The organism is Streptomyces sp. CC208A, assembly GCF_030010625.1.
GTDB lineage: Bacteria > Actinomycetota > Actinomycetes > Streptomycetales > Streptomycetaceae > Streptomyces.
The window spans coordinates 107035-128755 of the sequence record NZ_JASCXN010000011.1 but is presented as its reverse complement, the minus strand read 5'-3'; the positions used below and the strand labels follow the sequence as shown (position 1 = coordinate 128755).

At 72.4% G+C, this 21721-nt stretch carries 24 protein-coding genes; 7 read left to right on the top strand and 17 right to left on the bottom strand.

Annotated elements, in window-relative coordinates; translation table 11 throughout:
• Positions 1–208 precede the first annotated feature (208 nt).
• The gene (locus QK442_RS14940; protein ID WP_282694406.1) at positions 209–1480 is read left to right on the top strand and encodes a nucleotide sugar dehydrogenase; all 1272 of its coding nucleotides are present in this window, start codon (positions 209–211) and stop codon (positions 1478–1480) included.
• Positions 1481–1549: 69 nt separating this feature from the next.
• On the opposite strand, the gene QK442_RS14935 is transcribed toward QK442_RS14940, so the two are convergent.
• The 4 genes from QK442_RS14935 to QK442_RS14920 form a co-directional block, all read right to left on the bottom strand.
• Positions 1550–2674, bottom strand: a complete 1125-nt coding sequence (locus tag QK442_RS14935) for a GuaB3 family IMP dehydrogenase-related protein (protein ID WP_282694405.1) — start codon at positions 2672–2674, stop codon at positions 1550–1552.
• 106 nt (positions 2675–2780) lie between these two features.
• On the bottom strand, positions 2781–4283 hold the full coding sequence (gene guaB / locus QK442_RS14930) for an IMP dehydrogenase (RefSeq protein WP_282694404.1): 1503 nt from the start codon (positions 4281–4283) through the stop codon (positions 2781–2783).
• A 140-nt stretch (positions 4284–4423) separates the two neighbouring features.
• Positions 4424–5026, bottom strand: coding sequence for a sigma-70 family RNA polymerase sigma factor (locus QK442_RS14925; protein WP_282694403.1), 603 nt, complete (start codon positions 5024–5026; stop codon positions 4424–4426).
• A 243-nt stretch (positions 5027–5269) separates the two neighbouring features.
• Entirely contained in the window at positions 5270–5881 is a 612-nt protein-coding gene (locus QK442_RS14920) for a response regulator transcription factor (RefSeq protein WP_003948568.1), read from the bottom strand.
• A 443-nt stretch (positions 5882–6324) separates the two neighbouring features.
• Here QK442_RS14920 and QK442_RS14915 point away from each other — a divergent pair, with 443 nt between their 5' ends.
• Positions 6325–6672 carry a WhiB family transcriptional regulator gene (locus QK442_RS14915; RefSeq protein ID WP_282694402.1) on the top strand — a complete coding sequence of 116 codons (348 nt, stop codon included), beginning with the start codon at positions 6325–6327 and terminating at the stop codon, positions 6670–6672.
• Positions 6673–6757: 85 nt separating this feature from the next.
• Here QK442_RS14915 and QK442_RS14910 read toward each other — a convergent pair whose 3' ends face one another.
• Positions 6758–7657: a LysR family transcriptional regulator gene (locus QK442_RS14910; RefSeq protein ID WP_282694401.1), complete on the bottom strand. Its 900-nt coding sequence runs from the start codon at positions 7655–7657 to the stop codon at positions 6758–6760.
• Positions 7658–7748: 91 nt separating this feature from the next.
• Between QK442_RS14910 and QK442_RS14905 the strand changes: the two genes are divergently transcribed.
• The 3 genes from QK442_RS14905 (at position 7749) to QK442_RS14895 (ending at position 10238) form a co-directional block, all read left to right on the top strand.
• Positions 7749–8459 carry an MOSC domain-containing protein gene (locus QK442_RS14905; RefSeq protein WP_282694400.1) on the top strand — a complete coding sequence of 237 codons (711 nt, stop codon included), beginning with the start codon at positions 7749–7751 and terminating at the stop codon, positions 8457–8459.
• 102 nt (positions 8460–8561) lie between these two features.
• On the top strand, positions 8562–9335 hold the full coding sequence (locus QK442_RS14900; RefSeq protein ID WP_282694399.1) for an SDR family oxidoreductase: 774 nt from the start codon (positions 8562–8564) through the stop codon (positions 9333–9335).
• A 204-nt stretch (positions 9336–9539) separates the two neighbouring features.
• Positions 9540–10238 (top strand): ester cyclase, encoded by a 699-nt coding sequence (locus QK442_RS14895; RefSeq protein WP_282694398.1) that lies wholly within the window; start codon positions 9540–9542, stop codon positions 10236–10238.
• Between the two features lie 224 nt (positions 10239–10462).
• On the opposite strand, the gene groL is transcribed toward QK442_RS14895, so the two are convergent.
• The 4 genes from groL to QK442_RS14875 all read right to left on the bottom strand — a co-directional run bounded on the left by groL (position 10463) and on the right by QK442_RS14875 (position 13831).
• Entirely contained in the window at positions 10463–12091 is a 1629-nt protein-coding gene (gene groL, locus QK442_RS14890) for a chaperonin GroEL (RefSeq protein WP_282694397.1), read from the bottom strand.
• Positions 12092–12197: 106 nt separating this feature from the next.
• Positions 12198–12506: a co-chaperone GroES gene (groES, locus tag QK442_RS14885; protein WP_004955293.1), complete on the bottom strand. Its 309-nt coding sequence runs from the start codon at positions 12504–12506 to the stop codon at positions 12198–12200.
• 177 nt (positions 12507–12683) lie between these two features.
• Positions 12684–12875 carry a hypothetical protein gene (locus QK442_RS14880; RefSeq protein ID WP_282694396.1) on the bottom strand — a complete coding sequence of 64 codons (192 nt, stop codon included), beginning with the start codon at positions 12873–12875 and terminating at the stop codon, positions 12684–12686.
• Positions 12872–13831: a polysaccharide deacetylase family protein gene (locus QK442_RS14875; protein ID WP_282694395.1), complete on the bottom strand. Its 960-nt coding sequence runs from the start codon at positions 13829–13831 to the stop codon at positions 12872–12874. Before QK442_RS14875 ends, QK442_RS14880 begins: the two co-directional genes overlap by 4 nt.
• Positions 13832–13981: 150 nt before the next feature.
• Between QK442_RS14875 and QK442_RS14870 the strand changes: the two genes are divergently transcribed.
• Complete coding sequence (locus QK442_RS14870; protein WP_282694394.1) at positions 13982–15157, top strand: class I SAM-dependent methyltransferase; 1176 nt, start codon at positions 13982–13984, stop codon at positions 15155–15157.
• 101 nt (positions 15158–15258) lie between these two features.
• The gene (locus QK442_RS14865; protein WP_282694393.1) at positions 15259–15513 is read left to right on the top strand and encodes a hypothetical protein; all 255 of its coding nucleotides are present in this window, start codon (positions 15259–15261) and stop codon (positions 15511–15513) included.
• A 99-nt stretch (positions 15514–15612) separates the two neighbouring features.
• On the opposite strand, the gene QK442_RS14860 is transcribed toward QK442_RS14865, so the two are convergent.
• The 8 genes from QK442_RS14860 to tsaB form a co-directional block, all read right to left on the bottom strand.
• A complete protein-coding gene (locus tag QK442_RS14860) occupies positions 15613–16878 on the bottom strand; it encodes an RNA polymerase sigma factor (RefSeq protein ID WP_282694392.1) in 1266 nt (421 codons plus the stop codon).
• A 60-nt stretch (positions 16879–16938) separates the two neighbouring features.
• Positions 16939–17304 carry a YciI family protein gene (locus QK442_RS14855; protein ID WP_282694391.1) on the bottom strand — a complete coding sequence of 122 codons (366 nt, stop codon included), beginning with the start codon at positions 17302–17304 and terminating at the stop codon, positions 16939–16941.
• Positions 17305–17481: 177 nt separating this feature from the next.
• Positions 17482–18348 (bottom strand): polysaccharide deacetylase family protein, encoded by an 867-nt coding sequence (locus QK442_RS14850; RefSeq protein WP_282694390.1) that lies wholly within the window; start codon positions 18346–18348, stop codon positions 17482–17484.
• Between the two features lie 101 nt (positions 18349–18449).
• Positions 18450–19088, bottom strand: coding sequence for a hypothetical protein (locus QK442_RS14845; RefSeq protein ID WP_282694389.1), 639 nt, complete (start codon positions 19086–19088; stop codon positions 18450–18452).
• Between the two features lie 4 nt (positions 19089–19092).
• The gene (locus tag QK442_RS14840) at positions 19093–19350 is read right to left on the bottom strand and encodes a hypothetical protein (RefSeq protein WP_282694388.1); all 258 of its coding nucleotides are present in this window, start codon (positions 19348–19350) and stop codon (positions 19093–19095) included.
• Positions 19347–20459, bottom strand: a complete 1113-nt coding sequence (gene tsaD, locus QK442_RS14835; protein ID WP_282694387.1) for a tRNA (adenosine(37)-N6)-threonylcarbamoyltransferase complex transferase subunit TsaD — start codon at positions 20457–20459, stop codon at positions 19347–19349. The genes QK442_RS14840 and tsaD overlap by 4 nt, the downstream gene beginning before the upstream one ends.
• Positions 20459–20932, bottom strand: coding sequence for a ribosomal protein S18-alanine N-acetyltransferase (rimI, locus tag QK442_RS14830; RefSeq protein ID WP_282694453.1), 474 nt, complete (start codon positions 20930–20932; stop codon positions 20459–20461). The genes tsaD and rimI overlap by 1 nt, the downstream gene beginning before the upstream one ends.
• Positions 20933–20970: 38 nt before the next feature.
• Entirely contained in the window at positions 20971–21630 is a 660-nt protein-coding gene (gene tsaB / locus QK442_RS14825) for a tRNA (adenosine(37)-N6)-threonylcarbamoyltransferase complex dimerization subunit type 1 TsaB (RefSeq protein ID WP_282694386.1), read from the bottom strand.
• Positions 21631–21721 lie beyond the last annotated feature (91 nt).

The window sequence follows — 21721 nt, the reverse complement described above, 5'->3', positions numbered from 1 at the left end:
GCCGGACCTCGGTGTGGCCCGGCTCACAGTCCCGATTCTGGACCGGTCCGGCGGCTTCGGCCACCGCCCCCGGCCGGACCTGTGGATAACACTCGGCGACCTTCGATCATGCAATGCCGCATATCGGTCATATTTACTCCTAGTCTGACAGTGCGTATATGTTGCGCACGCAACAGGCAACGGCTACCGGGAAGGACGGCCCACCCCCATGCCCGCAGACCTCGCCGTCATCGGCCTCGGCCACCACGGACTCCCCCTCGCCCAGGCCGCGACCGCCGCGGGCATCGCCACCGTCGGCTTCGACACCGACCCCCGCCCGGTCGCCGAACTCGCCGCTGGGCGCCCCCCGGTCGACGGTTCGCTCACCGCCTCCGAGCTCCGCCGCATGCTCTCCGGCGGTTTCCGGGCCACCACCAGCCCGGTCGAGCTCGGCCGGGTCCGCACCGCCGTCCTCTGCGCTCCCACCCCCCTCGGACCCGACGGCGCCCTCGACCTCACCGCCGTCACCGCCGCCGCTCGCGCGCTGGCCGTCCGGCTGCGCCCGCACACCACGGTGGTCCTGGAGTCGCCCGTCCCGCCTGGCACCACCGAGGGCCCGCTCCGGGAACTCCTGGAGACCGGCTCCGGCCTGCGGGCCGGCCGCGACTTCCACCTCGCGTACTCCCCCGGCCGCCTCGACCCCGGCCGTACCGACTCCGGCCGCACCGACCTCGGCGGCCGCCCCACCGGTCTCGCCGGCACCCCCAAGGTCATCGGCGGCCTCACGCCCGCGTGCACCGAGTCCGCCGCCGCCTTCTACAGCCGCTTCACCGACAAGGTGGTACGCGCGCGTGGCCCCCGCGAGGCCGAGACGGTCAAGCTCCTGGAGACCAACTTCCGGCACGTCAACATCGCCCTCGTCAACGAGATGGCGGTGCTCTGCCACGAACTCGGCGTCGACCTCTGGGACGTCATCCGCTGCGCCGAGACCAAGCCCTTCGGCTTCCAGGCCTTCCGCCCGGGCCCCGGCGTCGGCGGCCACGGCGTCCCCTTCGAGCGCCTGGGCACCCACCACCCGCTCCGCCTCGTCGAACTCGCCGGCCAGGTCAACCAGCGGATGCCGCGGTACGTCGTCCAGCGCGCCGCCGCCCTCCTCAACGAGCACGGCAAGTCCGCCCGCGGCGCCAGGATCCTGCTGCTCGGCATCACGTACAAGCCCGACCTCGCCGACCGCGAGGGCTCCCCCGCCGACGAGATCGCCGACCGCCTCATGGACCTCGGCGCGACGGTCGGCTTCCACGACCCGTACGTCCTCGACTGGCGGGTGCGGGACCTCCCCGTCCCCCGCGCGGACTCCCTCTACGAGGCCGCCGCCCACGCCGACCTGACGATCCTGCTCCAGCACCACCGCACGTACGACCTCCAGGGCCTGTCCGTGAAGGCCCAGCTCCTCCTCGACACCCGCGGCGCGACCCCGGCGGGCGCGGCACACCGGCTGTGAGGCCGTTCCTGACGGGAGAGGGCCCCGCACCGGTCGGTGCGGGGCCCTCTCACATACGTACGAGGAGCGTCAGCGGTGGTGCTGGGAGTCCGCGACGGTGACCTCGACGCGCTGGAACTCCTTGAGCTCGCTGTAGCCGGTGGTGGCCATCGCGCGGCGCAGGGCGCCGAAGAAGTTCATCGAGCCGTCCGGGGTGTGCGACGGGCCGGTGAGGATCTCCTCGGTGGTGCCGACGATGCCCAGGTCGACCAGCTTGCCGCGCGGCACGTCCTCGTGGACGGCCTCCATGCCCCAGTGGTGGCCCTTGCCGGGGGCGTCCGTGGCGCGGGCCAGCGGGGAGCCCATCATGACCGCGTCGGCGCCGCAGGCGATCGCCTTCGGGAGGTCGCCGGACCAGCCGACGCCGCCGTCGGCGATGACGTGCACGTACCGGCCGCCGGACTCGTCCATGTAGTCGCGGCGGGCCGCGGCCACGTCGGCGACGGCGGTCGCCATCGGGACCTGGATGCCGAGCACGTTGCGGGTGGTGTGCGCGGCGCCGCCGCCGAAGCCGACCAGGACGCCCGCGGCGCCGGTCCGCATCAGGTGCAGGGCGGCGGTGTACGTGGCGCAGCCGCCGACGATGACCGGGACGTCCAGCTCGTAGATGAACTGCTTCAGGTTGAGCGGCTCGGCGGCGCCGGAGACGTGCTCGGCGGAGACCGTGGTGCCGCGGATGACGAAGATGTCCACACCCGCGTCGACGACGGCCTTGGAGAACTGGGCGGTGCGCTGCGGGGAGAGCGCGGCGGCGGTGACGACTCCGGAGTCGCGCACCTCCTTGATGCGCTGCCCGATCAGCTCCTCCTTGATCGGGGCGGCGTAGATCTCCTGCAGACGGCGGGTGGCGGTGGCCTCGTCGAGCTCGGCGATCTCGTCGAGCAGCGGCTGCGGGTCCTCGTACCGGGTCCAGAGACCCTCCAGGTTCAGGACGCCCAGGCCGCCCAGCTCGCCGATGCGGATGGCGGTCTGCGGGGAGACGACCGAGTCCATCGGGGCGGCCAGGAAGGGCAGCTCGAAGCGGTAGGCGTCGATCTGCCAGGCGATCGAGACCTCCTTCGGGTCCCGGGTGCGCCGGCTCGGTACGACGGCGATGTCGTCGAACGCGTACGCCCTGCGGCCGCGCTTGCCGCGCCCGATCTCGATCTCAGTCACGATGTGTGGCCTTTCCCTCTACGTCTGCGCCTACCAGTATCCCCGACACACGCGTGAGGGGCGGCTCCGGCCACATGCCGGAACCGCCCCTTCCCGTCGCGCCGGGTTACTTCCTGCTGTAGTTCGGCGCCTCGACCGTCATCTGGATGTCGTGCGGGTGGCTCTCCTTGAGGCCCGCCGCGGTGATCCGGACGAAGCGGCCCTTGGACTCCATCTCCTCGATGGTGGCGGCGCCCACGTAGCCCATGGTCTGGCGCAGGCCGCCGACGAGCTGGTGGAGCACGTTGGCCAGCGGGCCGCGGTAGGGCACCTGGCCCTCGATGCCCTCGGGCACGAGCTTGTCGTCGGAGGCGACGTCGGCCTGGAAGTAACGGTCCTTCGAGTAGGACCGGCCCTGGCCGCGGGACTGCATGGCGCCGAGCGAGCCCATGCCGCGGTACGACTTGAACTGCTTGCCGTTGATGAAGAGCAGCTCGCCGGGCGACTCCTCGCAGCCCGCGAGGAGGCTGCCGAGCATCACGGTGTCGGCGCCGGCGGCGAGCGCCTTGCCGATGTCGCCGGAGTACTGCAGGCCGCCGTCGCCGATCAGCGGGATGCCGGCGGGGCGGGCCGCGAGGGACGCCTCGTAGATGGCGCTGACCTGCGGGACGCCGATGCCGGCGACCACGCGGGTGGTGCAGATGGAGCCGGGGCCGACGCCGACCTTGATGCCGTCGACACCGGCGTCGATCATCGCCTGCGCTCCGTCACGGGTGGCGACGTTGCCGCCGATCACGTCGACGTTCACGCTCGACTTGATCTTCGCCATCCAGCTCAGGGCGTTGCTGTTGTGGCCGTGGGAGGTGTCGACGACCAGGAAGTCGACACCGGCCGCGGCGAGCGCCTGGGCCCGCTCCAGGGACTCCGGACTGGCGCCCACGGCGGCGCCGACGAGCAGGCGGCCCTCGGCGTCCTTCGCGGCGTTCGGGTACTTCTCGGCCTTGACGAAGTCCTTGACCGTGATGAGGCCCTTGAGCACGCCCGCGTCGTCGACGAGGGGAAGCTTCTCGATCTTGTGGCGGCGCAGCAGCTCCATGGCGTCGACGCCGGAGATGCCGACCTTGCCGGTGACCAGCGGCATCGGCGTCATGACCTCGCGGACCTGACGGCCGCGGTCGGACTCGAAGGCCATGTCGCGGTTGGTCACGATGCCGAGCAGCTTGCCGGCCGGGTCGGTGACCGGGACACCGCTGATGCGGAACTTGGCGCACAGGGCGTCGGCCTCGGCGAGCGTGGCCTCCGGGTGCACGGTGATCGGGTCGGTGACCATGCCGGACTCGGAGCGCTTGACCAGGTCGACCTGGTTGACCTGGTCCTCGATGGAGAGGTTCCGGTGCAGCACGCCGACGCCGCCGAGGCGGGCCATGGCGATCGCCATGCGGGACTCGGTCACCTTGTCCATGGCCGCGGAGAGCAGCGGGATGTTGACCCGGACGTTGCGGGAGATGCGGGACGAGGTGTCGACCGCGTTGGGGAGCACTTCGGAGGCTCCCGGCAGCAGCAGCACGTCGTCGTAGGTCAGCCCGAGTGTCGCGAATTTCTCGGGCACTCCGTCGACGTTGGCAGTCATGACACCTTCCCAAATGGCCTTGATCGGTGCGGGATGTCCATGCTAACGGGCCCGAGCGGTGTCTCATTCCACGATCAAGATCAGCGGGAATCTTTGGACGTTTCCACAGGTACGTGAGGGACGCTCAGCCCCTTCGACACTTACTGCTCGGCGAGGGCCCGCAGCCGGCTGAGGGCGCGGTGCTGGGCGACGCGGACGGCGCCCGGGGACATGCCGAGCATCTGGCCGGTCTCCTCGGCGGTCAGTCCGACGGCCACCCGTAGCACGAGGAGTTCGCGCTGGTTCTCCGGGAGGTTGGCGAGGAGCTTCTTGGCCCATTCGGCGTCGTCGCTGAGGAGGGCCCGCTCCTCGGGGCCGAGGGAGTCGTCGGGCCGCTCGGGCATCTCGTCGGAGGGCACGGCGGTGGAGCCGGGGTGGCGCATGGCGGCCCGCTGGAGGTCGGCGACCTTGTGGCCGGCGATGGCGAAGACGAAGGCCTCGAAGGGGCGGCCGGTGTCCTTGTAGCGGGGCAGGGCCATGAGGACGGCGACGCAGACCTCCTGCGCGAGGTCCTCGACGAAGTGGCGGGCGTCGCCGGGCAGCCGGCTGAGCCGGGTGCGGCAGTAGCGCAGCGCGAGCGGGTGGACGCGCGCGAGCAGGTCGTGGGTGGCCTGCGCGTCCCCGTCGACGGCGCGGTGGACGAGCGCACCGATCTCCCCCTGCCCGGCAGGCATGGGGGAACCCATGGTCTCGTCGTCGCGCATCGCTCCATGGTGCCTTGAGGCCCGCTCGTCCGTGACACCGCGTCCGTAGTTGTGCACCGAAGCGTTATGAGCAGGTGCGCCGGGATTCATCTCTGGCGCCCTCCCCTTCCGCTCGATCGACTCGTCCCCGAGGAACTCCACACCTCAAGGATGCGGCATCGGCCGGGGAAGTGACACAGGCCCGCCCCGTCCGCCCCTCGGCGGACGGGGGTGCGGACGGGGAGGCGGCCGGTGGCCGGCGGTTCAGCGGACCAGGCCCCAGCGGAATCCGAGCGCGACGGCGTGCGCCCGGTCGGAGGCGCCGAGCTTCTTGAAGAGGCGTCGGGCGTGGGTCTTGACCGTGTCCTCGGAGAGGAAGAGCTCGCGCCCGATCTCCGCGTTGGACCGGCCGTGGCTCATGCCTTCGAGGACCTGGATCTCGCGGGCGGTGAGGGTGGGCGCGGCGCCCATCTCGGCCGAACGGAGCCGGCGGGGGGCGAGCCGCCAGGTCGGGTCGGCGAGCGCCTGGGTGACGGTGGCCCGCAGTTCGGCGCGCGAGGCGTCCTTGTGCAGATAGCCACGGGCACCCGCGGCGACCGCGAGCGCGACGCCGTCGAGGTCCTCGGCGACCGTGAGCATGATGATCCGGGCGCCGGGGTCGGCGGAGAGCAGCCGGCGTACGGTTTCCACACCACCGAGGCCGGGCATGCGCACGTCCATCAGGATGAGGTCCGAGCGGTCCGCGCCCCAGCGGCGGAGGACTTCCTCGCCGTTGGCCGCGGTGGTCACGCGCTCGACGCCGGGCACGGTCGCGACCGCGCGGCGAAGCGCCTCTCGGGCAAGCGGGGAGTCGTCGCAGACGAGGACGGACGTCATGACTGACCTCCGCGGCTCTCGCAGCTGTTGCGCGTCACCTTGAGCCTCCAGGGCTGGTACGTATCGTCACCTGTGCGGTTGACGCTCCCGGACACCTGCCCGATCGCTTGTTCATTCAACCGCCTCGCACTCTCAACGATGGTCACTCGAAAGAGTTACGGGTCGGACGGGACCTTCGGCACTCCTTGTGAGGGGTCGTGCGCGGAGAAGAGCGTCGGGGGTCGTACGTCCATCACCAGAAGCTATGCCCCATTTAGCGGGTTTTCTTCCCTTTTCGCGGTGTCTGTGGCTAGATTCGCAATGAGTCATATTTACATCTACTTCGACAGTAGACAGTAGTGGGAGCACGTCCGGACCCACCGGGGACCGAGGAGCCCCGGACCGACAGCCACCACCCGCACACCCACCCACCCGTTCGACACGGTTTCAAGGGGACTAGCGCAATGGCAGATTTCTCCCGCCTTCCCGGACCCAACGCCGATCTGTGGGACTGGCAACTCCTCGCGGCCTGCCGCGGGGTCGACAGCTCCCTGTTCTTCCACCCCGAGGGAGAGCGCGGCGCGGCACGGAGTGCGCGTGAGAACTCGGCGAAAGAGGTCTGCATGCGGTGCCCGGTCCGCGCGGAGTGCGCGGCACACGCACTGGCCGTGCGAGAGCCCTACGGCGTATGGGGCGGCCTCACCGAGGACGAACGCGAAGAACTCATGGGACGCGCGCGCAACCGCCTGATCGCGGCGACACCGGCGGCCACGGCCTCGGCGGCCGGCCGGCCGGTCATGGGGCGCGCCTGAAGGAACGTTTCCCCGGACCTGATCCCAGGACCTGACCCCAGAGAGACGTACGCGCCGCGCACGCGCGCGTGGCGCCGGGCCCCGCCTACGCGCGCGTGGCGGCCCGGGTCAGCTCGTCGAGGGTGGCCGCGACGGCCGGGACGTTCGCCAGGTCCGGCAGGGTCAGCGCCACGATCTCCCGCTCCACGGCGGGTTCGACGGCCACGGTCCGCGCTCCCTTGGGCCGTACGGACTCGATGGCGAGCTCCGGCAGGACGGCCACGCCCAGGCCCGCGCCGACCAGGCCCACCACGGCCGGGTAGTCGTCGGTGGCGAAGTCGATGCGCGGGGCGAAGCCGGCCTCCTCGCAGACGTCGACGAGCTGACGGCGGCAGCGCGGGCAGCCCGCGATCCAGGAGTCCCCGGCCAGTTCGGCGATGCCCACCGAGCCGGCGCCGGCGAGCGGGTGCCCCTCGGGCACCAGGCCCACGAGCCGGTCGGTGAGGAGCGGGCGGACCACCAGGTCGTCCCACTCGGAGGCGGCCTGGCCCGATCCGTACCGGAAGGCGAGGGCGATGTCGCAGTCGCCCTCGCGGAGCATCTCGACGGAGCGCGGCGGTTCGGCCTCGACGAGGGAGACGCGGGTGCCGGGGTGGGCGGCGCGCAGGGCGGCGAGCGCGGTGGGGACGAGGGTGGAGCTGCCGCTGGGGAAGGAGACGAGCCGGACGCGGCCGGCCCGCAGGCCGGCGATGGCGGCGACCTCCTCCTCGGCGGCGGTGAGCCCCGCGAGGATGCCGGCGGCGTGCCGGACCAGGACCTCACCGGCCTGGGTGAGGCGCATCTCGCGGCCTGTCCGGATCAGCAGCGGGGTGCCGGCCGAGGACTCCAGGGCCTTCATCTGCTGGCTGACGGCGGGCTGGGTGCAGCCGAGTTCGCGCGCGGCGGCGGAGAAGGAGCCGGTGGCGGCGACGGCGCGCAGGACGCGGAGATGACGTGCCTCGATCACGAGGCGAGCATAAGCGACTCTTGGGGGCAGGCGCGAATGTTCGATCGAATCTTTGAGGTGGGGGGGCATCCGGCCCGCCTAGGCTGCCTCCATGACTTTGCTGAGCGTGAACGCGGGCCGGGCGAAGAAGGCGGACTACACCGACTCCGCCTCGGGGATGACCGGCATCGACAAGCGCCCCGTCGACGGGCCCGTACGGATCGAGTCCCCCGGCGCCAACGGGGTCGGGGCGAGCGGGGTCGCCGGGGACGACGTGTGCGACCTGCGCTTCCACGGCGGTGCCGACCGGGCCGTGTACGCCTTCGCCCGCGAGGACCTGGACCTGTGGGAGAAGGAGCTGGGCCGGGAACTGGCGAACGGCTCCTTCGGGGAGAACCTGACGACGAGCGGCCTGGACGTGAACGGGGCGCTGATCGGCGAGCGGTGGCGGATCGGCGAGGACGTGGTCCTGGAGGTCACCGGCGGCCGGATCCCCTGCCGCACCTTCCAGGGCCACCTGGAGGAGCAGGGCCACCCCGCCCAGGGCTGGGTACGGCGGTTCACCCAGGCGCAGGCCGGTCCTGGCGCGCTGCTGCGGGTGATCGAGCCGGGCGAGGTGCGGGCCGGCGACCCGGTCACGGTCGTGCACCGCCCCGACCACGGCATCACCGTCTCCTTCCTGCACCGGGCGGCGACCACCGAGCGCGAGCTCCTGCCGGAGACGCTGGTGGCCGCGGAGTGGATGGAGTCCGGCCTCCTCGCCCTCGCCCGCCGCCACGCGGAGCTGCACGCGGACAAGGACGGGAACAAGGACGGGGCCTGAGACCGGAGCCGTACACGAGGAAGTGCGCGGCGGAGCACGGCACCTGACAGAGGAGCCGTACGCCGAGCCGTACGCCATCCGGGCGGGCACTACGGTTCCGGTATGACCACTGCACTGATCACGGGAGCCACCGCCGGCATCGGCGCCGCCTTCGCTCGCCGCCTCGCGGCCGACGGGCACGACGTCGTCCTCGTGGCACGGGACCTGACGCGCCTTCGGGAACAGGCCACCGAGCTGCACGACCGGCACGGCGTGGAGGCCGAGGTCCTCGCCGCGGACCTCTCCGACGAGGAGGGGATCGCCGCGGTCGAGGCCCGGCTCTCGGATCCGCGCCGCCCGGTCGACCTGCTGGTGAACAACGCGGGCTTCGGCAACAAGGGCCGCTTCCTCGACGTGCCCATGGCCGACGAGCTGCGGATGCTGACGGTGCACTGCGAGGCGGTGCTCCGGCTGACCTCGGCCGCGGCCGCCGCGATGAAGGAGCGCGGCCGGGGCGGCGTGGTGAACGTGGCCTCGGTGGCGGCCTTCGTGCCGCGCGGCACCTACGGGGCCTCGAAGGCGTGGGTCGTGCAGTTCACCCAGGGCGCGGCCCGGGACCTGGCGGGCAGCGGGGTGCGCCTGATGGCGCTCTGCCCCGGCTTCGTGCGCACCGAGTTCCACGAGCGGGCCGGGATGGGCACGGACAACATCCCCGGCTGGATGTGGCTGGACGCGGACAAGCTGGTGGCGGCGGCCCTCGCCGACCTGGCGCGCGGCAGGTCGCTGTCGATCCCGGACCCGCGCTACAAGGCGCTGATGGGCGTGGTGAAGCTGGCGCCGCGCGCGCTGCTCGGCGGGCTGTCGTCGAAGGCGGGCCGCAAGTACGGGCCCCAGTAAGCCCGTACGCCCGTACCCCGGCCCGTACTCCCCGTCCTCAGGGGAGTTGAGTACGCGTCCCCCGCCCGCCGACGGCCGCGGGCCGGGCCGCGTGCGTGATCGGCGCGCCCGTCGCCTCGGCCGCCTGGTCCGACCGGCGGCACCGTCTCGTCTCGGCCTAGACTGGAAGGGTCCATCCGCGGCTTCGCCCGGTCGGAGGCGGCCATGACCTTCGTGCAGATCATCGATTGCAGGACGAGCCGGGTCGAGGAGCTCAACCGGCTCATGGACCGGTGGGTCGAGCAGACCCGGGGAAAACGCACCGCGACCCACAGCATCGTCGGCAAGGACCGGTCCGACGCCTCGCACGTCGTGGAGATCGTCGAGTTCCCCTCGTACGACGTGGCCATGCGCAACTCGCAGCTGCCGGAGACCGACCGGATCTTCCGGGAGATGGTCGCCCTCTGCGACGAGATGCCGACCTTCACCGATCTGGACGTGGTCCGGGACGAGGCGCTGTACAAGGCGAACGCCCGGCGGTTCTTCGAGCTGATGGCGGAGGAGCCGGAGCTGGCGCTCCTCGACGAGGTGATCGCCGAGGGGTACCACGACCACGACCCGACGAACGAGCAGGACACCATCGGCATGGACGCGCTCCGGCGCGAGATAGAGGAGTGGCGGAACGGCTTCGACTTCGCCTTCACGATCGACGACCAGCTCGCCGACGGCGACCGGGTCTGCACCCGCTTCACCTGGCGGGGCGCCCACACCGGGGACTTCATGGGGCTCCAGCCCACCGGCATGGAGGTGACGATGACCGGCACGGTCATCCACCGCTTCCGGGACGACGGGAAGATCGTCGAAGGGTGGTGGCAGTACGACCTGCTCGGCCTGATGAACCAGCTCGGCGCCGTCGAGGCCTGAGGCCGTCCGGCGGGTGGGGTCTCCCGCTCAGGCGAAGTCGAGAGCTCGGGGAAGCAGCTGCTGGGCGTTTCGGCACCGCGGCAACGCCGCGAGGTGCCGGGCCGGAAGTCGTGGCCCCGGCCATGATCCGGCGGACAGCCGCACACGCACCGGGGCCCGGTGCTCCCGCGACGGGAGCACCGGGCCTCGGCAGTGAAGCAGGTGAAGCAGGTGGATCGGGTGGATCAGTGGGCGTGGCCGTGACCGTGGCCGTGGCCCGCGTCCGCCGGCTCCTCTTCCTTCTTCTCGACGACCAGGGTCTCGGTCGTGAGGAGCAGGGAGGCGATGGAGGCGGCGTTCTCCAGGGCGGAGCGGGTGACCTTCACCGGGTCGATGACGCCGGCCTTGACCAGGTCGCCGTACTCGCCGGTGGCGGCGTTGAAGCCCTGGCCCTTGTCGAGCTCGGCGACCTTGGAGGTGATGACGTAGCCCTCCAGGCCGGCGTTCTCGGCGATCCAGCGCAGCGGCTCGACGGCGGCGCGGCGGACGACGGCGACACCGGTGGCCTCGTCGCCGGTCTTGTCGAGGTTGCCCTCCAGGACCTTGACGGCGTGGACGAGCGCGGAGCCACCACCGGAGACGATGCCCTCCTCGACCGCGGCGCGGGTCGCGGAGATGGCGTCCTCCAGACGGTGCTTCTTCTCCTTCAGCTCCACCTCGGTGGCGGCGCCGACCTTGATCACGCACACGCCGCCGGCCAGCTTCGCGAGGCGCTCCTGGAGCTTCTCGCGGTCCCAGTCGGAGTCCGTGGTCTCGATCTCGGCCTTGATCTGGGCGACGCGGCCCGCGACGTCCTCGGAGTTGCCGCCACCGTCGACGATGGTGGTGTCGTCCTTGGTGACGGTCACGCGGCGGGCGGTGCCGAGCACGTCCAGACCGGCCTGGTCGAGCTTGAGGCCGACCTCCTCGGCGATGACGGTGGCACCGGTGAGGGTGGCCATGTCGCCGAGCATCGCCTTGCGGCGGTCGCCGAAGCCGGGGGCCTTGACGGCCACCGCGTTGAAGGTGCCGCGGATCTTGTTGACGACGAGGGTGGAGAGGGCCTCGCCCTCGACGTCCTCGGCGATGATCAGCAGCGGCTTGGAGCCACCGGCCTGGATGACCTTCTCCAGGAGGGGCAGCAGGTCCTGGATCGAGGAGATCTTGCCCTGGTGGATCAGGATGTACGGGTCGTCGAGGACGGCCTCCATGCGCTCCTGGTCGGTCACCATGTACGGGGACAGGTAGCCCTTGTCGAAGGCCATGCCCTCGGTGAAGTCGAGCTCCAGACCGAAGGTGTTGGACTCCTCGACGGTGATGACGCCGTCCTTGCCGACCTTGTCCATCGCCTCGGCGATGAGCTCGCCGACCTGCTGGTCCTGCGCGGAGAGCGCGGCGACGGCGGCGATGTCGGACTTGTCGTCGATCGGGCGCGCGGTGGCGAGCAGCTCGTCGGAGACGGCCTTGACCGCGGCGTCGATGCCCTTCTTCAGGGCGGCCGGGGAGGCGCCGGCGGCGACGTTGCGCAGACCCTCGCGGACGAGCGCCTGGGCGAGGACGGTGGCGGTGGTGGTGCCGTCACCCGCGATGTCGTTGGTCTTGGTCGCCACCTCCTTCACGAGCTGGGCGCCGAGGTTCTCGTACGGGTCCTCGATCTCGACCTCGCGGGCGATCGTGACACCGTCGTTGGTGATGGTGGGGGCGCCGAACTTCTTGTCGATGACGACGTTGCGGCCCTTGGGGCCGATCGTCACCTTCACCGTGTCGGCAAGCTTGTTGACGCCGCGCTCAAGGGCGCGACGGGCGTCCTCGTCGAACTTCAGGATCTTCGCCATGGGAGCGATTCAGCCCTCTCGGAAATCGTTTCTGAAAAGACCGCGCCCCTGGACGCCCGTGGAATCAGGGGGTCTCAGGGGCGCGGTTCAATGCACGTACGTCGTCTTACTTCTCGATGATCGCGAGCACGTCGCGGGCCGAGAGGACGAGGTACTCGTCGCCGTTGTACTTGACCTCGGTGCCGCCGTACTTGCTGTAGAGCACGACGTCGCCGACCTTCACGTCGAGCGGAAGGCGCTCGCCGTTCTCGAAGCGGCCCGGGCCCACGGCGAGGACGGCGCCCTCCTGGGGCTTCTCCTTCGCGGTGTCCGGGATGACCAGGCCGGAGGCCGTGGTCTGCTCGGCGTCGAGCGGCTGGACCACGATGCGGTCCTCAAGCGGCTTGATGGCAACCTTGGAGCTGGCGGTCGTCACGATCCGACCTCCCCCTTCGGAGATCTCGCGGGGTTAACTGTCTGAGGTGGCGACCAGGTGGATCCGTCGTCGCGGGTGCCGGACCTGCCCGTCGCTACGCTGGCACTCTCCTGTGGGGAGTGCCAGAGCCGAGACTATGACCGCGATTAGCACTCGGTCAAGCGGAGTGCCAATTCCTCACTCCGTGGCGGTCCGGTCCGCCCGGACGGGCCGCTCGGACGGCCCGTCGGCGATCCGCTCGACGGCCTTGCGGCCGAGCCGTTCGAGCGGGTCCACGGCCGGGGCGCAGCCGGTGAGGCCGAGCAGCAGGGCGACGGCCAGGAGCGGGCCCAGGTGCCCCGGGCGCGGAGGTCCCGCCGGAGGTCTCATACGTAGTCCTCCAGCCTGCCGACGGCGTAGCCCTTCGCCGTGATCACGTTCATCACCCTGCGGATCATGTCCGGCATGCTGCCCTTCCACTCCTCCTCGCCGCGGAAGTGGGTGAGGACGATGTCGCCGGGGTGCAGGTCCCGGTCCCACTCGCGCCACTCCATGCGGTCGGGGAACGCCTCGGCGGCCCAGAGCGGAACGGCCTTGACGCCGCAGGACTTGGCGGCGCGCAGGGTGTCCTGGTTGTAGTTGCCGTACGGGGGCCGGAAGAGCTCGGGGCGCTTGCCGTACTTCTTCTCGATGACGTCCTGCATCCCGCAGATCTCCTGCTTCTGCCGCGCGTAGGACAGTCCGGGCAGGTACTTGTGGTGCAGGGTGTGGTTGTTGAGGGTGACGCCGCGCGGCTGCGACTTCTGCATCTTCGCGAAGTAGCCGTAGTCGTCGCTGATCACGTAGTCGCTGAGGAAGGCGCTGTACGGGATCCCGAGCTCGCTCATCATGCGGATGAGTGCGGGGTCCTTGTCGGAGCCGTCGTCGATCGTCAGGAAGACGACCTTCTCCTTGGTGGGGACGGTGGTGAAGACGGGCGGCAGGTCCTTGCCCGCGGTCTCGAAGCCCTTCCGGGTGGTGATCTTCGGCTTGGCCGCCGGCGGGGCGGGCGCCTCCAGGGGGGTCGCCTTGAGCCCCCACTTCTTCGCGGCGGCGGCGCGGGCGGCCCGCCACTGCGCCAGCTCGGCCTTCTGCCGCGCCCGCGCGGCCTCCTTCTGCTGAGCCGACCGGGCAGCGACCTCCGCAGGAGCCTGCTGGCCCGCGGCGGGGGCGGGGGCGCCGGGGGAACCGGGCCCGGCCTCGCTCGCGCAGGCCGCGGTGGAGGTGAGCGCGGCGACGAGGAGCACGCCCCCCACGGCACGGCGCGCACCGCGCCACGAACCACGCCGCAAACCACCTTCTGTCATCATCTGGTCCTTTTGTCGTACGGGGGTCATGGCGCCGCATCCTGTCAGCGCGGCCCGCCCCGCCCGGCCGCGACACCTCCGTACCGGCCCCGCTGTCCCCCGCCCGGCCCACAGCGCGGGACGACGGAGAAGACGACGGAGAATGAGACGGTGACCGATCTCGCCGCCTTCACCGCCCTGCTCGCCCCCGAGGGCCAGACGCTCCTCGCCGCCCTGCGCGACTACGACCCCGCCCAGGAGCTGGCGGTCGCCTCCCGGCTGCGCCGCGACCACCCCGCCGAACTGGTGTCGGCGGCCCTCGGGCAGGCCCGGCTGCGGCAGCGCGCGGCGGCGAAGTTCGGCACCGAGGACGCGTACCGGATGTACTTCACGCCGAACGGCGTCGAGCAGTCCACGCGCGCGGCCGTCGGCACCTACCGCGCGGCCCGCCTCAAGGCCCTCGGGGTCCGGAGCGTCGCCGACCTCTGCTCCGGCATCGGCGGCGACGCGCTCGCGCTCGCCCGCGCCGGCATCTCCGTCCTCGCCGTCGACCGCGACCCGCTCACCGCCGAGGTCGCCCGCGCCAACGCCGCCGCGCTCGGCCTCGCGGACCTGATCGAGGTCCGCTGCGCCGACGTCACGGAGATCGACACGAGCCCGCACGACGCCGTCTTCGTCGACCCGGCGCGGCGGAGCGGCCGGGGCCGAGTCTTCGACCCGGAGGCGTACTCGCCGCCGCTCTCCTGGGCGATCGAGGCGGCCCGCAAGGCCCCGCGCGCGGCCCTGAAGATCGCCCCCGGCGTCCCGCACGAGACCGTGCCCGAGGAGGCCGAGGCCGAGTGGATCTCGGACGGCGGCGACGTGAAGGAGGCGGTCCTCTGGTTCGGTACGGCCCCGGGCGCGCGCCGCGCCACCCTGCTGCCCTCCGGCGCGACCCTCACCGGCCGGGGCCTCCCCGACCCGCGGGTCCGCCCCGTCGGCCGCTACCTGTACGAGCCCGACGGCGCCGTCATCCGCGCCCATCTGGTCGCCGAGGTCGCCGAGGAGCTGGACGGCGGCCTGATCGACGAGACGATCGCCTACGTCACCTCCGACGCCCTCACCCCCACCCCGTACGCCTCCGCCTACGAGATCACCGACGAACTGCCCTTCAACCTCAAGAAGTTGAAGGCCCTGCTGCGCGAGCGGGAGGTCGGCGTCCTGACCGTGAAGAAGCGCGGCTCGGCCGTCGAACCGGAGGAGATCCGCCGGAAGGTGAAGCCGAAGGGGCCGAACTCCGCGACGGTACTGCTCACCCGGGTCGCGGGGGCCCCGACGATGCTGATCGGCCGGCCGGCGGGGCGGTGAGCCGGACCGCCGGCCGTCCTTCCGTACGCTCGCACCCGACGCGGGCCCGGAGGCCTCGGGCATCCTCGTCCGCGTCGTCCTCGACCACCTGCCGGAGCAGCATGCCCGAGCCCAGGACCCCCTTCCACGACCAGCCGTTCCCCGAACTGCCGGGCCGGCCCCTCCAGGCGGTCGCCGGCGCCGACGGGCGGTGGATCGCGGCCGGGGCATCGATCTGGTCCGCCGGCTGGATCCCCGCACACTCGAACCGACCCGCCGCGCCGTGGATCCGCACGACGAGTGCGTGCACCACGTGTCCCGGCCCGCCGTCGTCCTCGACGACCGGCGCGGACCCGCCCCCGAAGCCCTCGGCCTGACCACCTTCGACGCGCCGTTGCCCGACCCGGTCGACCACCCCGGCCCGGGATCCGCGCGGGGGCTCCTCCGGACGCTCGCCGAACGGGTGGGCCGGAAGGCTACGGGGGCAGGGTCCCGGGCCGGTGAGCGTCCCGGGCGCGGGCCAGGAGCAGGGCGCGCTCGCTCTTGTTCCGGGTGAGCTCCGCCGCGCGCTCGAACTCCGCGCGCGCCTCCGCCGTACGGCCCAGGCGGGCGAGGAGATCACCGCGGACGCTCGGGAGCAGGTGGTAGCGGTCGAGGCCGGGGGCGGTGGCCAGGGTGTCGACGAGGGCGAGGGCCGCGGCCGGGCCCTCGGTCATGGACACGGCCACCGCCCGGTTCAGCTCGACCACCGGGGACGGGGCGAGGACGGCGAGCCGCCCGTAGAGCCCGGCGATCACCGCCCAGTCCGTCTCCTCGTACGAGACGGCCCGCGCGTGGCAGGCGGCGATGGCGGCCTGCAGCGCGTACGGGCCGTAGCCCCGCCCGTCCCCGGCGCGGGCCAGGGCGTCGAAGCCGCGCCGGATCAGCAGCCGGTTCCAGCGGCGCCGGTCCTGGTCGGCGAGGAGCACCGGCCGGCCGTCGGGCCCGGTGCGGGCGGGCGTCCGGGATGCCTGGAGTTCGAGGAGGGCGGCCAGGCCGTGCACCTCGCTCTCGCCCGGCATGAGCGCGGCCAGGCCGCGGGCGAGCCTCAGCGCGTCCTCGCAGAGTCCGGGCCGCAGCAGGTCGTCGCCGGCGGTCGCCGCGTACCCCTCGTTGAAGACCAGGTAGACGACCTCCAGGACCGAGCCGAGCCGGGCCGCGCGCTCCTGCCCGTACGGCACCTCGAACTCCACGCCCGCCTTCGCGAGCGTCCGCTTCGCGCGGGTGATCCGGGCCGCGACGGTCGCCTCCGGGACGAGGAAGGCGCGGGCGACCTCGTCCGTCCGCAGCCCGCCGACGAGCCGCAGGGTGAGCGCCGCGCGCGCCTCGGCGGAGAGCACCGGATGGCAGGTGGTGAAGACCAGCCGGAGCACGTCGTCGTCGATGTCGCCGGGGCCGGAGGGCTCCGGGTCGTACGACTCCTCCGGGAGCGTCCGGCCGACCTCGGCGAGCTTGCGGGCGTACGTCTCACGGCGGCGCACCAGGTCGACGGCGCGATGCTTGGCGGCGGCCGTCAGCCAGGCACCCGGCCGGTCGGGGATCCCGGAGCCGGGCCACTGCTCCAGGGCCGCCAGGAACACGTCCTGGGCGATCTCCTCGGCGATGCCGAGGTCCCGGACGATCCTCGCCACGGTGGCGACGATCCGGGCGGACTCCAGCCGAAAGACCGTCTCCAGCGTCCGCTCGACGCTCTGTGCCGTCACGCCTCACATGACAGCACAGAGCACTGACAGCCGCCGTGGCCCCGGCTTGCGCGCCGGGTCTCAGGTGCCCGGCATCTCCTCGACCTCGCGGACCTCCAGACCCACCGTCCAGTGCTCGGGGTGCACCTCCAGGAAGCGCTTCCCCCACTCGACGGCCTCGGCCATGTCCTTGCACTGCAGCATGGCGTAGCCGCCGACGACCTCCTTGGTCTCGGTGAACGGGCCGTCGGTGTACGACAGCTTCCCGTCCGTCCAGCTGATCCGGGTGGCCTCGGCGGTGGGCTTCAGACCGGCCGTGTCCAGCATGACGCCGGCCTTGGTGATCTCCTCGAACAGCGCGCCCATGCGCTCCTCGAAGCCCGGGTCGGCGGACCCCATGTCGATGCTGTTCTCCTCGATGCGGACGAGGGAGAGGTAGCGGGGCATGGTGACTCCTCGGGGTGTGGTGGCGGGGCCGTTCCCCGCCTTCCACTCATACGTCGAACGGGAACCGGCCGCATCGACACCCGCGCCGAAGTTCTCTCGCCGACCGGCACCGCCGACGCGTGCGCGCCTCGTCGACGGGGCCGCGGAATCAGCGGCTGATCGGGCGAGGGGCGAGTCTCAGACGTAGTCCTCCAGGCGGGCCACCGTGAAGCCCTGCTCCTGGATCCGGCGCAGCATCGTGGCCGTCATCTCGGTCATCGAGCGGCCCTTGAGCTCGCCGGGGCCCCGGAAGTGGGCGAGCACGATGTCGCCGGGGCGCAGCTTCCGGTCGCCGCGCTGGTACTGCATGTTCTTGATCTGCATGGACTCGCGCCACAGCACGATCGCGTCGATCCCGCACGTGCCCGCCGCCGTGCGCGTGGCCTCGTTCCAGTGGCCGTAGGGCGGGCGGAAGAGGCGGGGTGTCGTGCCGTACCGGTTCTTCAGCTTCTCCTGCTGGCCACAGATCTCGCGGCGCTGGGCCTCCGGGGAGAGGGTGCGCAGGTCGGGGTGGGTGAGGGTGTGGTTGGCGAGGCCGTGGCCCTGGGCGACGAACGGAGCGAAGTACTTGTAGTTCCCGCTGATCACCGAGTCGGTGAGGAACATGGTGAAGGGGACGCCCAGTTCGTCCATCATCCGCACGAACTCGGGGTCCTTCTCGGCGCCGTCGTCGATCGTGAGGAAGACGATCTTCTCGTCGGTCGGGATCTCGCTGATGACCGGCACCGGGCCGCCGGGGACCCGCTTCACCGGCTTCACGGCCGGCGGGGCGGGCGGGGCGGGGAAGGGCTTGAGGCCCCACCGGGCGTACGCGGCGTGCGCGCCACCGGCGGGGGGTGGCGGTGTGGCGGACCCGGCGTCACGGCCCGCCTCCGCTGGGGCCGACGCGGCCGGCTTCGTCCGCGCCCCGCCTCCCCCGGTCGTCCGGCCCTCGTCGCTCCCCGCGGAACACCCCGCCAGGAGCAGGGCCGCGATCAGCGCCGCCCCCGCCCGCTTCCCGGCCACGCGGCCACCTCGTTCTTCACGCACCGACCATTTGTACTACCGACATACAGAATGATGGTCGTGGGACGCGCGGGGTTCCGCCGAACAGATCACGTCGGTGCCTACGGACCGGCCGTGGCGACGACCGTCCCGAGCACCAGCGCGGCGAGGCCCAGCCCGGCCCAGAAGGTACGGCTCCGAGGGCGCCGCCCCAGGCCGAGCACCCACACGCCGTAACCGAGCAGCCCGACGCCGACGGCGCTCACCACGACCGCGACGACCGTGGTCTCCGTGGCGTCGCCGACCGGCCCTGCCAGGGTCGCCTGCCGCCTGGTCCCCGAGGACAGCTCCACCACCCTGCCGCGCCAGACCGTCGCCCGGACCCGGTCCCCCGGCTCCAGGGCGGAGAACACCGGGACGGCGTGCCGGAAGTACACCCGGCCGGTCACCGGCCCCTGCCCCGGCCCCTCCCCGGCCAGTTCGACCTCGCGCGTCGTGTTCCTGCCGCTCGTCTCCTCGCGCACCGTCCGGACGGTCGCCGCCTCGACGCGCAGACAGTCCTCCGCCGGGACCGGCGGTCCGGCGCACGGCACGGCCGCCAGGAAAGCGCGCTCGTCGGACGCCTGGCCGCCCGCGAACCCGAAGGAGAGGACGAGGGAGAGCACCACCACCGCCATGCCCGCGACGAGCCCCAGCACCCCCTTGGCCCGGCCGAAGGGAACCTCCTCAGCACCACTGTGGTGCCGCTTCCTCCCCCGCACGGCGCTAGCTCCCGTACGACTCGAAGCGCCAGCGGTGGACCGGGCGGGTGATCAGGTCCGCGGCCGGTTCCGGGAGTTCCGGCAGCTCGGCGTCGAAGGTCTCCGCCTCCCACCAGGTGAGGACGAGGACCCGGTCCTGGGGGGCGCGGAAGAGTTCCCGGCGCAGCGGCTCGCGCGGCAGGAGCTGGGCCCGAGCCCACTCCAGGAGCTCGGCGCCCCGGCCCTGGGCGGCGCGGGCCTCCCACATGAGGGTGAGCCTCACGGGTACAGGTTCTCCTTGCTGACCTCGTGGACGTGGTCGTGGTCGTGGTCGTGGGAAGGCGACGCGCCCGGCACGTGCGGGTCCGTCACCGGCAGGGACGAGTCCGCCGACAGCTCCAGGTCGGAGGCGGCCCGGTTGCGGGCGACCATCTCGGCGCCGAGCGCGGCGACCATGGCGCCGTTGTCGGTGCACAGGCCCGGCCGGGGCACCCGGAGCCGGATGCCGGCCCGCTCGCAGCGCTCCTCCGCGAGCGCCCGGAGGCGGGAGTTCGCGGCCACGCCGCCGCCGATCATCAGGTGGTCGACGCCCTCGTCCTTGCAGGCCCGGACGGCCTTGCGGGTCAGGACGTCGACGACGGCCTCCTGGAAGGAGGCGGCCACGTCCCGGACCGGCACCTCCTCGCCGGCCGCCCGCTTGGCCTCGATCCAGCGGGCCACCGCCGTCTTGAGGCCGGAGAAGGAGAAGTCGTACGCGGGGTCCTTGGCGCCCGACAGGCCGCGCGGGAACGCGATGGCGGCCGGGTCGCCCTCCTTGGCGAGCCGGTCGATGACCGGCCCTCCGGGGAAGCCCAGGTCGAGGACGCGGGCGATCTTGTCGAAGGCCTCGCCCGCCGCGTCGTCGATGGTGGCGCCCATCGGCCGCACGTCGGCGGTGATGTCCGAGGACAGCAGGAGCGAGGAGTGCCCGCCGGAGACGAGCAGGGCCATCGTCGGCTCGGGCAGCCTGCCGTGCTCCAGCTGGTCGACGCAGATGTGCGAGGCCAGGTGGTTGACGCCGTACAGCGGCTTGCCGAGGGCGTACGCGTACGCCTTGGCGGCGGAGACGCCGACGAGCAGCGCGCCCGCGAGGCCGGGCCCCGCGGTGACCGCGATGCCGTCGAGGTCCTTCGCCGAGACGCCGGCGGTCTTCAGGGCCCGCTCGATCGTCGGGACCATCGCCTCCAGGTGGGCCCGGGAGGCGATCTCGGGCACGACGCCGCCGAAGCGGGCGTGGGTGTCGACGCTGGAGGCCACGGCGTCGGCGAGGAGGGTGGTGCCGTGGACGATGCCGACGCCGGTCTCGTCGCAGGAGGTCTCGATGCCGAGTACGAGGGGTTCGTCAGCAGCCATCAGATATCGGATCCATTTCCTTGAACAGTCAGTCGCATCACGAGCGCGTCCACGTTGCCCGGCTGGTAGTAGCCGCGCCGGAACCCGATGGGCTCGAAGCCGAAGCGCTCGTAGAGCTTCTGCGCCCGGGTGTTGTCCACGCGCACTTCGAGCAGGACCTCGTCGCACTCGAAGGCGGTGGCGTGCTGGAGCAGGTCGGTGAGGAGCCGGGCGCCGAGGCCGGTGCCCCACTGCTCGCGGGCGACGGCGATGGTCTGCACGTCGCCGAGCCCGCCGGCCGCCGCCAGGCCCGCGTACCCGACGAGCCGCGCGGTGCCGTCCGGAAGGGTCTCCTCGGCGACCACGTACCGCCGGGTGGCCCGGGGCCCGCGCGCGTGCGCCAGCTCGGACCAGAACATCCCCTCGGACCAGGCGTCCTCGGGGAAGAGGTCCGCCTCCAGGGCCAGCACCTCCGGCAGGTCCCACCAGCGCATCTCGCGCAGGACCGCCCCGCCGGTCACCGCGTCCCCGCTCACTGGGGGGTGACCACCTTGTAGTTCTTCGGCACCTGCGCGTCGGGCCGCCGCAGGTACATCGGCAGCGGGTCCAGGAAGCCCTCCCCGCCGGCCCGCAGCCGCTCGGCCGCGAGGGCGGCGAGCGCGGCGGCGGACTGGTGCTCGGGGCCGCGGGCGTCCGGGAAGGCGTCCGGGTAGAGCAGGGCGCCCGCGCCGACCACCGGCAGGCTGGCGAGCCGCTCCGCGATGTCGGCGGGCCGGTCGACGGAGGCGTCGGTGACGCGGGTGCGGGCGTCGTCGTACCGCGCCCAGTAGACCTCCTTGCGGCGGGCGTCCGTCGCCACGGCGAAGGGCCCCTCGATGCCGGAGGCGTACGCGAGGCCGTCCAGGGTGCACAGGCCGTGCACGGGCACCCCGCCGAGGGCGGAGGCGAAGGTGGTGGCGGTGACGAGCCCGACCCGGAGACCGGTGTACGGCCCGGGGCCGACCCCGACCACGATCCCGGTCACCGCGTCGAGCGCGGTCCCGGCCTCCTTCAGGACCCGGTCGACGGCGGGGAGCAGCAGCTCCCCGTGGCGGCGGGCGTCGACCCGGGTCGACTCGGCGACGACGGCCGTGCCGTCGTGGAGGGCGACGGTGACGGCGGGGGTGGCGGTATCCATGGCGAGCAACAGCACGCGAACAGCCTACGGCGCCACGGGAGGGCGATGCGGCGCGCGGGCGTCCGGGGGCCCGGCTGCTACCGTCAGGGCCGTTGGTTCGTCAGGC

Coding starts and splice junctions, on each gene's coding strand:
- guaB (WP_282694404.1), bottom strand. CDS start 4,283: ATGACTGCCAACGTCGACGGAGTGCCCGAGAAATTCGCGACACTCGGG.
- groL (WP_282694397.1), bottom strand. CDS start 12,091: ATGGCGAAGATCCTGAAGTTCGACGAGGACGCCCGTCGCGCCCTTGAG.
- tsaD (WP_282694387.1), bottom strand. CDS start 20,459: ATGGCTGCTGACGAACCCCTCGTACTCGGCATCGAGACCTCCTGCGAC.
- QK442_RS14940 (WP_282694406.1), top strand. CDS start 209: ATGCCCGCAGACCTCGCCGTCATCGGCCTCGGCCACCACGGACTCCCC.
- QK442_RS14915 (WP_282694402.1), top strand. CDS start 6,325: ATGGCAGATTTCTCCCGCCTTCCCGGACCCAACGCCGATCTGTGGGAC.
- rimI (WP_282694453.1), bottom strand. CDS start 20,932: ATGCGCTGGTGGGACCTGCCGGAGGTGCTGGCCCTGGAGGCGGACCTC.
- QK442_RS14905 (WP_282694400.1), top strand. CDS start 7,749: ATGACTTTGCTGAGCGTGAACGCGGGCCGGGCGAAGAAGGCGGACTAC.
- QK442_RS14880 (WP_282694396.1), bottom strand. CDS start 12,875: ATGAGACCTCCGGCGGGACCTCCGCGCCCGGGGCACCTGGGCCCGCTC.
- QK442_RS14900 (WP_282694399.1), top strand. CDS start 8,562: ATGACCACTGCACTGATCACGGGAGCCACCGCCGGCATCGGCGCCGCC.
- QK442_RS14865 (WP_282694393.1), top strand. CDS start 15,259: ATGCCCGAGCCCAGGACCCCCTTCCACGACCAGCCGTTCCCCGAACTG.
- QK442_RS14855 (WP_282694391.1), bottom strand. CDS start 17,304: ATGCCCCGCTACCTCTCCCTCGTCCGCATCGAGGAGAACAGCATCGAC.
- QK442_RS14925 (WP_282694403.1), bottom strand. CDS start 5,026: ATGCGCGACGACGAGACCATGGGTTCCCCCATGCCTGCCGGGCAGGGG.
- QK442_RS14895 (WP_282694398.1), top strand. CDS start 9,540: ATGACCTTCGTGCAGATCATCGATTGCAGGACGAGCCGGGTCGAGGAG.
- QK442_RS14920 (WP_003948568.1), bottom strand. CDS start 5,881: ATGACGTCCGTCCTCGTCTGCGACGACTCCCCGCTTGCCCGAGAGGCG.
- QK442_RS14875 (WP_282694395.1), bottom strand. CDS start 13,831: ATGACAGAAGGTGGTTTGCGGCGTGGTTCGTGGCGCGGTGCGCGCCGT.